Genomic DNA, 9,317 nt, shown 5'->3' with positions numbered 1-9,317 from the left:
GGAGGAGGGGTGTGGTGCTTTGTCTCGCTCTGCCCCCGTGGGAGGGGGGGGTGGGGCGGGGGGGGGGGGGGCCCGGTGCCGGGCGCGGGGGCGCACCGGGCGCGTGCTTGGGGGGCTGCTGCGCAGCCGAGCGGGAGAAAGCTCCCTCGCCACAAAAGCGTTTCAGCGCTTAAAGCTTTTGATCAAACCTTGACGATCCAACCCGCTGGCGCTTCCACGTCGCCGGTCTGCACGCCGGTCAGCTCTTTGTAGAGCTTCTGGGTGATCGGGCCGACTTCGGTTTCGCTGTGGAACACATGCAGCTTGTCCTTGTAGCTGATGCCGCCAATCGGCGTGATCACCGCAGCGGTACCGCAGGCGCCGGCTTCCTTGAAGTCCGCCAGTTTGTCGATGAACACGTCGCCTTCGATCACTTCCAGGCCCAGGCGCGATTTGGCCAGTTCGATCAGCGACAGGCGGGTGATGCCTGGCAGGACCGAAGGGGAGTTGGGGGTGATGAATTTGTTGTCGTGGGTGATGCCGAAGAAGTTGGCCGAGCCGACTTCCTCGATCTTCGAGTGGGTCAGCGGATCCAGGTAGATGCAGTCGGCGAAACTGGCCTTCTTGGCCTGGGAGCCGGGCATCAGGCTGGCGGCGTAGTTGCCACCGACCTTGGCCGCGCCGGTGCCTTGTGGGGCGGCGCGGTCGAAGCTGGAAATCAGGAAGTTATGCGGGGTCAGGCCGCCCTTGAAGTAGGCGCCGACCGGGATGCAAAAAATCGAGAAGATGAACTCCGGCGCGGTGCGCACGCCGATGTTGTCACCCACGCCGATCACGAACGGGCGCAGGTAAAGCGCGCCGCCGGTGCCGTACGGCGGGATGAAGCGCTCGTTGGCGCGGACCACTTGCTTGCAGGCCTCGACGAACTGCTCGGTATCGACGTGCGGCATCAGCAGGCGGGCGCAGCTGCGTTGCATGCGGGCGGCGTTCTGGTCCGGGCGGAACAGGTTGATCGAACCGTCCTTGCAACGATAGGCCTTCAGGCCTTCGAAGCATTGCTGACCGTAGTGCAGGGCGGTGGAGCCCTCGCTGATGTGCAGCACGTTGTCTTCGGTCAGGGTGCCTGTGTCCCAAGCGCCATCGCGCCAGTGCGACAGGTAGCGCTTGTCGGTCTTGATGTAGTCAAAGCCCAGTTTGTCCCAATTGATGCTCTCGTTACCCATGACACCCTCTATTTCCTGACAACCGTCGAAACGGTTCAAGGCTTCTGACGTTTTGAATGGGGACAACAATACTTCATTCCGGGGGTGTTTCGCAGCCTGTTACATGGATCCTGCAGCTGAAAACAGCCCTGCGGTCGTTGTGAGGGATTGTGGGAGCAAGGCTTGCTGTGGGAGCAAGGCTTGCCCGCGATACAGCCGACGCGGTCCTTGGTGAACCGAGGCGCCTGCATCGCGAGCAAGCTTTGCTCCCACAGCAAGCTTTGTTCCCACTAGTTATTCACCCACAGCTGTTACAGATGCAACGCATGCCCCAACGCCCGCAACGCCGCTTCCTGCACGGCCTCGCCCAGGGTTGGATGGGCATGGATGGTGCCGGCGATGTCCTCCAGGCGCGCACCCATTTCCAAGGATTGGCCGAATGCGGTGGACAGCTCCGACACGCCCACGCCAACCGCTTGCCAGCCGACGATCAGGTGATTGTCCCGGCGCGCCACGACGCGGACGAAACCGCTCTTCGATTCCAGGGTCATGGCCCGGCCGTTGGCGGCGAACGGGAAGCTCGACACGATGCAATCCAGGCCGGCAGCCTTGGCCTCGTCCGGCGTCTTGCCCACCACGACCAGTTCCGGGTCGGTAAAGCATACCGCCGCGATGGCCGTCGGGTTGAATTCCCGGTGCTGGCCGGCGATCAGCTCGGCGACCATCTCGCCTTGGGCCATGGCCCGGTGGGCGAGCATCGGTTCGCCGCTCAAGTCGCCGATGGCCCAGACATTGCGCATGCTGGTTTGGCAACGGCTGTCGATCTTCACCGCCGAACCGTTCATCGCCAGGTCCAAGGCTTCAAGGTTCCAGCCTTGGGTGTTGGGTTTGCGCCCGACGGCCACCAGCACCCGGTCGGTGTCCAGGTTCAGCGTGTCGCCATTGGGATCGCGCACTTGCAAGGTGCTGGCCTGGGCATCGAAACCTTCGACGCTGTGCTTGAGGTACAGCTTCACCCCCAACTGCTTGAGCGCCTCGTGCACCGGTTGCGTCAGCTCGCCGTCGTAGGCCGGCAGGATCCGCTCCTGTGCCTCGACCACGCTGACCTCGGCGCCGAGCTTGCGATAGGCGATGCCCAGCTCCAAGCCAATGTAGCCACCGCCGACCACCACCAGGTGCTTGGGCGCCGAAGTAGGGGCGAGGGCTTCGGTGGACGAAATGATCGGCCCACCAATCGGCAGCATCGGCAGGTTGACGCTTTTCGAGCCGGTGGCCAGCAGCAGATGTTCACACTGGATGCGCGTGTCACCGACCTCAACGGTCTTGCCATCGATGACCTTGGCCCAGCCGTGAATGACCTGGACCTTGTGCTTCTTGAGCAACGCGGCGACGCCAGTGGTCAGGCGATCGACGATGCCGTCCTTCCATTCCACGCTCTTGCCGATGTCCAAAGTAGGCGCCGCAACGGTGATGCCCAAGGCCGAGCCCTGGCTATGGTGGCGGGTCTGGTGGAACTGCTCGGCTACATGGATCAACGCCTTGGACGGGATGCAGCCGATATTCAGGCAGGTACCGCCCAATGCCTGGCCTTCCACCAGGATTGTTTCAATGCCCAGTTGGCCGGCGCGAATCGCCGCGACATAACCGCCTGGGCCGCCGCCGATGATCAGCAGCTTGGTGTTCAACGTCTGCATCGCTTACTCCACAAATAAAGTGGCAGGTTGTTCGAGCAAGCCACGCAGGGCCTGGATGAATTGCGCCGCGTCCATGCCGTCGACCACCCGGTGATCGAAGGAGCTGGAGAGGTTCATCATCTTGCGGATCACGATCTGGCCCTTGATCACCATGGGCCGTTCGACGATTTTGTTCACGCCGACAATCGCCACTTCCGGCAGGTTCAACACCGGCGTACTGACGATGCCGCCCAACGCGCCAAGGCTGGTCAGGGTGATGGTCGAGCCGGACAGTTCATCGCGACTGGCCTTGCCCGTGCGGGCCGCGGTGGCCAAGCGGGAGATTTCCTTCGCGCTGTCCCACAGGCTGCGAGCCTCGGCGTGACGCACCACCGGCACCATCAGGCCGACGACGCTCTGGGTGGCAACACCGACATGCACCGCACCGGAGCGATGGATGACCTGGGCCTCGTCGTCGTAGCGCGCGTTCATTTGCGGGAAGTCCCGCAGGGCCACGACCAGGGCGCGGACCAGGAACGGCAGCAAGGTCAGCTTGCCGCGGTTGGCGCCGTGTTTTTCATTCAGGTGAACCCGCAGCTCTTCCAGGGCCGTGACGTCGATTTCCTCGACGTAGCTGAAATGCGCGGCGCGCTGGGTGGCTTCCTGCATGCGCTGGGCGATCTTGCGGCGCATGCCGATCACCGGGATCTGCTGCTCGTCATGGCGTTCGGCATAACCCGAACCGCCCTTGGCCTGGGTCGACGAACCCTGGGCCAGATAGGCTTCCAAGTCTTCATGCAGGATTCGCCCGGCAGGGCCGCTGCCCTGGACCAGGCGCAACTGGATGCCCAGGTCCAGCGCGTGTTTGCGCACGGCCGGCGAGGCCAGTGGACGCTCTTCAGGGTCGCGGGCCACCGGGGCTTGCGGGGCGCAGCGTGGTGCGGCGGGTTTTTCCACCATCGGTTCAGGCGTGGCCACTGGCGCAGGCTTTGGCGCCTGTACAGCCGCCGCAGCGGGAGCCGGTTGCGCCGATTCTTTCAAGTTGCCCGCACCTTCGACTTCGATGCGGATCAGTTCGCTGCCCACCGCCATGACTTCACCAGGCTCGCCACCCAGGGCGATGACTCGGCCGTGTACCGGCGAAGGGATGTCGACCATCGCCTTGTCAGTCATGACATCGGCCAACACCTGATCTTCGACCACCATGTCGCCGACCTTGACGTGCCACACCGACAGTTCAACTTCCGCGATGCCTTCGCCGATGTCCGGCATCTTGATAACGTGCGTGCCCATTCAGACCTCCATGACCCGTTTCAACGCCGCGCCCACACGGGACGGCCCTGGGAAATACGCCCACTCCTGCGCGTGCGGGTAGGGGGTGTCCCAACCGGTGACACGTTCGATGGGCGCTTCCAGGTGGTGGAAGCAATGTTCTTGTACCAACGACACCAGCTCAGCGCCGAAACCGCAGGTGCGGGTGGCTTCGTGGACGACCACGCAGCGGCCGGTTTTCTTCACCGACTTGACGATGGTCTCCAGGTCCAGCGGCCAGAGGCTGCGCAGGTCGATGACTTCGGCATCGATGCCGGTTTCTTCGGCGGCCACTTGCGACACGTAGACCGTGGTGCCGTAGGTGAGGATCGTCACGTCCTTGCCCGGACGGGTGATGGCGGCGACGTCCAGCGGCACGGTGTAGTAGCCGTCCGGCACTTGCGCTTGCGGATGCTTGGACCACGGCGTTACCGGGCGGTCGTGGTGGCCGTCGAACGGGCCGTTATACAGGCGCTTGGGTTCGAGGAAGATCACCGGGTCATCGTTTTCGATGGAGGCAATCAGCAGGCCCTTGGCGTCGTAGGGGTTGGACGGCATCACGGTGCGCAGGCCGCAGACCTGGGTGAACATCGCCTCGATGCTCTGGCTGTGGGTCTGGCCGCCATAGATACCACCGCCGCAAGGCATGCGCAGGGTCATCGGCGCGGTGAACTCGCCGGCCGAGCGATAGCGCAGGCGCGCCGCTTCGGAAATGATCTGGTCCGACGCCGGGTAGACATAGTCGGCGAACTGGATCTCGGCCACCGGCCGCAACCCGTAGGCGCCCATGCCCACCGCCACGCCGACGATGCCGCTTTCGGAAATCGGTGCGTCGAACACCCGCGAGGTGCCGTACTTGTTCTGCAGGCCTTCGGTGCAGCGGAACACGCCGCCGAAGTAACCGACGTCCTGGCCGAACACCACGACGTTATCGTCGCGCTCGAGCATCACGTCCATGGCCGAGCGCAGGGCCTGGATCATGGTCATGGTGGTAGTGGTCATGGCGGTGTCCAACGCAATATTGTTGTTGTGATCGTTCATGTCAGATCCCCAACTGCTGACGCTGGCGCTTCAAGTGCTCCGGCATCTCTTTGTAGACGTCTTCGAACATGGTCGCGGCGCTTGGAATCTGCCCGCCGGCGAGAGTGCCGTACTGCTCGGCTTCCTTCTGCGCGGCGATCACCTCGGCTTCGAGTTCGGCGGTGACGGCGGCATGTTCCTCTTCGGACCACTGGCCGATCTTCACCATGTGCTGCTTGAGGCGGGCAATCGGATCGCCCAGGGGGAAGTGACTCCAATCGTCGGCCGGGCGGTACTTCGAAGGATCGTCCGAGGTGGAGTGCGGGCCGGCGCGGTAGGTGACCCATTCGATCAGCGCCGGGCCGAGGTTGCGGCGGGCGCGTTCGGCGGCCCAGCGCGAGGCGGCGTAGACCGCCATGAAATCGTTGCCATCGACGCGAAGGGAGGCGATGCCGCAACCGACGCCGCGTCCGGCGAAGGTGGTGGCTTCACCGCCGGCAATGGCCTGGAAGGTGGAAATCGCCCACTGGTTGTTGACCACGTTGAGGATCACCGGCGCCCGGTAGACGTGGGCGAAGGTGAGGGCAGTGTGGAAGTCCGATTCGGCGGTGGCGCCATCACCGATCCAGGCCGAGGCGATCTTGGTGTCGCCCTTGATCGCCGAGGCCATGCCCCAGCCCACGCCCTGGATGAATTGCGTGGCGAGGTTGCCGGAAATGGTAAAAAAACCGGCGTCCTTGACCGAGTACATGATCGGCAATTGCCGGCCCTTGAGCGGATCGCGCTCGTTGGACAGCAGTTGGCAGATCAGGTCCACCAGCGGCACCTCGCGAGCCATCAGGATGCTTTGCTGGCGGTAGGTAGGAAAGCACATGTCGTCGATGTTCAACGCCAGGGCTTGGGCACTGCCGATGGCTTCTTCGCCAAGGCTTTGCATGTAGAACGACATCTTTTTCTGACGCTGGGCGACCACCATGCGGTTGTCGTAGATGCGCGTCTTGAGCATGGCGCGCATGCCTTTGCGCAGGATCTCGACGGGAATGTCGGTAGCCCAATCGCCCAAGGCGTTGCCTTGGTCGTCGAGCACGCGGATCAGGCTGCGGGCCAGGTCGGCGGTGTCGGCGGGTTCGACGTCGATGGGAGGTTTGCGCACCGTGCCGGCATCGGACAGATGCAGGTAGGAGAAGTCGGTCTTGCAGCCGGGACGGCCCGAGGGTTCGGGGACGTGCAGGCGTAGCGGTTCATACGCTGGGTTCATGGCTTTCTACGCTCGATCTTGTGAATTTCTTGTAGTGGGCGCGCTAGCTGACGAATTTCCCTGGGTAGGTGGGAAATTGTCCTACAACAATCATAGGCTCGACGTAGAAGAATATTTTTCTCTGTTAGCTTGCTGTTCAGATCATTTGCAGATAAAAAATCTGCACAACGATAAAAAACAAGGTTATTTGTCTCATGCGTAAATTGGATCGCACCGACATCGGCATTCTGAACAGCCTTCAGGAAAACGCCCGCATCACCAACGCCGATCTGGCCCGTTCGGTCAACCTGTCACCGACGCCGTGCTTTAACCGTGTTCGGGCCATGGAGGAGCTGGGGGTGATCCGCGAGCAGGTCACGTTGCTGGACGCCGACCTGCTGGGGCTGCACGTCAACGTGTTCATTCATGTCAGCCTGGAGAAGCAGGTGGAAGAGGCGCTGCAGCATTTCGAGGAGGCGATTTCCGACCGGCCGGAGGTGATGGAGTGCTACCTGATGGCCGGTGATCCGGATTACTTGATTCGGGTGCTGGTGCCGACCATCCAATCGCTGGAGCGGTTCATGATGGACTTTTTGACCAAGGTCCCGGGCGTGGCGAACATCCGCTCCAGCTTCGCCCTCAAGCAGGTGCGCTACAAGACCGCGCTGCCGTTGCCGGCCAATGGGTTGACCTTGGGCACCTGAACATCAAAGGATCGCAGCCTTCGGCAGCTCCTACAGGGGAGTTGTGGATTTCTGACGGCTCATTGCTGCCTGACCCACCGCTATCGCGAGCAAGCTTGCACCCACACCGGATTGTACTGTTGGTCGAGTTTTGCGATCACCGCTGAACCCTGTGGGAGCGAGCCTGCTCGCGAAGGCGTCGGCATATTCAGCTCTGATGTAAGCAGACCCACCGCTATCGCGAGCAGGCTCGCTCCCACATTGGATAGGTGGCGACCTTAGAGCTGGTTGATCGGAATCTTCAGGTAGGTCACACCATTGTCTTCAGGCGGGGGCAGGTGGCCGGCGCGCACATTCACCTGGATCGCCGGCAGTAACAGCGTCGGCATGCCCAGCGTCTTGTCGCGCTGGGTACGCATGGCCACGAACGCGGCTTCATCGATCCCATCGCGGACATGAATATTGTGCTGGCGCTGCTCACCCACGGTACTCATGCATTGAGGCTCGCGCTCCTGCGGCGGATAGTCATGACAGACATACAGCCGCACCCCGGCCGGGAAGGCCAGCAGCTTGCGGATCGAAGCGTAGAGCTGATGGGCATTGCCGCCAGGGAAGTCGCAACGGGCCGTACCTACGTCGGGCATGAACAGCGTGTCGCCCACCAGGATCACGTCGCCATCGATCAGGTAGGCCATGTCCGCCGGGGTGTGGCCAGGCACGTGCAGGGCGGTGGCCTTGAGATTGCCGATCAGGAAGGACTCGTCGGCCGCGAACAGGTGGTCGAATTGCGAACCGTCGACGGCGAATTGCGGCTCCAGGTTGAACAGGGCCTTGAACACGTTCTGCACCTGGCCGATGGACTCGCCAATGGCAATCTTGCCGCCCAGTTCCCGACGCAGATACGGCGCGGCGGACAGGTGATCGGCGTGGGCGTGGGTTTCCAACAGCCATTGCACCGTCAACTGATGTTCGCGCACAAACGCGATTACCCGATCCGCCTGCACGGTGCCGCTACGGCCCGAAGCCGGGTCGTAGTCCAGCACCGGATCGACCACCGCGCAGTGCCCGCCATCCTGTTCATACACGACGTGGGTATAGGTCTTGGAGGCAAGGTCGAGAAAACTTTGGATCTGCGCGGGCATGACAGCGAACCTATGCGGGAAGAACTCATGAGGGGGCTGGTACGCCCGAGGCGTCGGACCGGCCCAGCGGAAGCAAGCTCCCTCGCCACAAGGGATCGTGTGCCACCTAGAGCTCTCGGCACTGCATCGAAAACCCCAGCGCCACCGACTGCCCTTGCTCCAGCAATCGCAACCCCGGCCGTCCCGGCAGGTGATGGGCATTGACCGGATGGCTGACCGGTTCAATGCAGAAGAAATCCAAGCCGACGGGGCAGTACAACAGAAAGTATGGGCTACCGCTGGCGCGGCAGTCCAGTTCATACCCCAGGTCCGGTTGCTGGATCAGGCAATCGCCGTCCCAGCCACCGAAGCCATTGTCCACCAGCGTATCGGGCAGCGCTCGTGTCTCCTGGAAATCCCACTCGGCCGGAATCGCACTCAGCTCCGTTGGCAGCTTGCTGGCGTCGCATTTCCAGACCTCGCTCGCTCGGGTTTGCAGGCGGGTGCGGGCGGTGCGCGGAAAATACGGATGCAAACCCAGCCCATGCCACGCGGGCTGTTTTGCCGTGTGGGTGACGAACATTGCGATTTGCAATTGGCCGCCGCTCAGCCGGATTCGCAGGCTGGCGCAGTAGGCGAATGGATACTGGCTGTCGAGTTGCAGTGAGACTTCCTGATCACTTTCTTCGGTCACTTTCCAGGGCTGTTGCCAGGCGCTGCCATGGATCGGAAATGGGTCGTTGGGGCTGTTGGCGTCCAGGGCCAGCCAGCCGCCGGGGCAATCGAAACCACCTTGGGCGATTCGGTTCGACCACGGGATCAACGGGAAGCAGCCGAGTTTGCCCGGCAGGCCGTTTTCCAGCGCTTGCGGCGCGGGCGGGCGTAGCAGGGGAGCACCGGTGCTGCGCAGGGTCCATTCAACGAGACTGGCGCCCAGGTGCGGGGCCAGGGTAAGGCGGGTGAGTTCGTCTTCGAGGTGGAGAAGGGGCTGGGTCATTGTGGCCTTGTTCTGCAAGGTTGAAAGCCGTTGTGGCGAGGGGATTTATCCCCGCTGGGCTGCGCAGCAGCCCCAAAACCAGCAACCTCGATCT

The 9,317-nt window shown here is 62.7% G+C and carries 8 protein-coding genes; 1 reads left to right on the top strand and 7 read right to left on the bottom strand.

Annotated features, from left to right (window positions below; genetic code table 11):
- Nucleotides 1-182: 182 nt before the first annotated feature.
- The 5 genes from J3361_RS25635 to J3361_RS25615 form a co-directional block, all read right to left on the bottom strand.
- Nucleotides 183-1,202, bottom strand: coding sequence for a branched-chain amino acid aminotransferase (locus J3361_RS25635; protein ID WP_186706271.1), 1,020 nt, complete (start codon nt 1,200-1,202; stop codon nt 183-185).
- 290 nt (nt 1,203-1,492) lie between these two features.
- Entirely contained in the window at nt 1,493-2,875 is a 1,383-nt protein-coding gene (gene lpdA, locus J3361_RS25630) for a dihydrolipoyl dehydrogenase (protein WP_207966894.1), read from the bottom strand.
- Nucleotides 2,876-2,878: 3 nt separating this feature from the next.
- Nucleotides 2,879-4,147, bottom strand: coding sequence for a dihydrolipoamide acetyltransferase family protein (locus J3361_RS25625; RefSeq protein ID WP_207966893.1), 1,269 nt, complete (start codon nt 4,145-4,147; stop codon nt 2,879-2,881).
- Nucleotides 4,148-5,206 carry an alpha-ketoacid dehydrogenase subunit beta gene (locus tag J3361_RS25620; protein WP_030141237.1) on the bottom strand — a complete coding sequence of 353 codons (1,059 nt, stop codon included), beginning with the start codon at nt 5,204-5,206 and terminating at the stop codon, nt 4,148-4,150.
- Between the two features lies 1 nt (nt 5,207).
- The gene (locus tag J3361_RS25615) at nt 5,208-6,443 is read right to left on the bottom strand and encodes a 3-methyl-2-oxobutanoate dehydrogenase (2-methylpropanoyl-transferring) subunit alpha (protein ID WP_207966892.1); all 1,236 of its coding nucleotides are present in this window, start codon (nt 6,441-6,443) and stop codon (nt 5,208-5,210) included.
- A 194-nt stretch (nt 6,444-6,637) separates the two neighbouring features.
- On the opposite strand from J3361_RS25615, the gene bkdR reads away from it, so the two are divergent.
- A complete protein-coding gene (bkdR, locus tag J3361_RS25610; RefSeq protein ID WP_003202929.1) occupies nt 6,638-7,126 on the top strand; it encodes a Bkd operon transcriptional regulator BkdR in 489 nt (162 codons plus the stop codon).
- 257 nt (nt 7,127-7,383) lie between these two features.
- On the opposite strand, the gene J3361_RS25605 is transcribed toward bkdR, so the two are convergent.
- Both J3361_RS25605 and J3361_RS25600 read right to left on the bottom strand, forming a co-directional pair.
- A complete protein-coding gene (locus J3361_RS25605; RefSeq protein WP_207966891.1) occupies nt 7,384-8,247 on the bottom strand; it encodes an MBL fold metallo-hydrolase in 864 nt (287 codons plus the stop codon).
- A gap of 106 nt (nt 8,248-8,353) precedes the next feature.
- Nucleotides 8,354-9,223, bottom strand: a complete 870-nt coding sequence (locus J3361_RS25600; RefSeq protein ID WP_207966890.1) for an aldose 1-epimerase — start codon at nt 9,221-9,223, stop codon at nt 8,354-8,356.
- Nucleotides 9,224-9,317 lie beyond the last annotated feature (94 nt).

Source organism: Pseudomonas sp. OA65, from assembly GCF_017498305.1.
In the GTDB taxonomy this organism is placed as follows: Bacteria; Pseudomonadota; Gammaproteobacteria; order Pseudomonadales; family Pseudomonadaceae; genus Aquipseudomonas; species Aquipseudomonas zanjanensis.
The sequence above is the reverse complement of the archived record's forward strand: the minus strand, read 5'-3'. Positions and strand labels throughout refer to the sequence as shown.

Bases quoted from the DNA above. Each gene is read 5' to 3' on its own strand.
- J3361_RS25635 (WP_186706271.1), bottom strand. From the start codon at position 1,202: ATGGGTAACGAGAGCATCAATTGGGACAAACTGGGCTTTGACTACATC.
- lpdA (WP_207966894.1), bottom strand. From the start codon at position 2,875: ATGCAGACGTTGAACACCAAGCTGCTGATCATCGGCGGCGGCCCAGGC.
- J3361_RS25625 (WP_207966893.1), bottom strand. From the start codon at position 4,147: ATGGGCACGCACGTTATCAAGATGCCGGACATCGGCGAAGGCATCGCG.
- J3361_RS25620 (WP_030141237.1), bottom strand. From the start codon at position 5,206: ATGAACGATCACAACAACAATATTGCGTTGGACACCGCCATGACCACT.
- J3361_RS25615 (WP_207966892.1), bottom strand. From the start codon at position 6,443: ATGAACCCAGCGTATGAACCGCTACGCCTGCACGTCCCCGAACCCTCG.
- bkdR (WP_003202929.1), top strand. From the start codon at position 6,638: ATGCGTAAATTGGATCGCACCGACATCGGCATTCTGAACAGCCTTCAG.
- J3361_RS25605 (WP_207966891.1), bottom strand. From the start codon at position 8,247: ATGCCCGCGCAGATCCAAAGTTTTCTCGACCTTGCCTCCAAGACCTAT.
- J3361_RS25600 (WP_207966890.1), bottom strand. From the start codon at position 9,223: ATGACCCAGCCCCTTCTCCACCTCGAAGACGAACTCACCCGCCTTACC.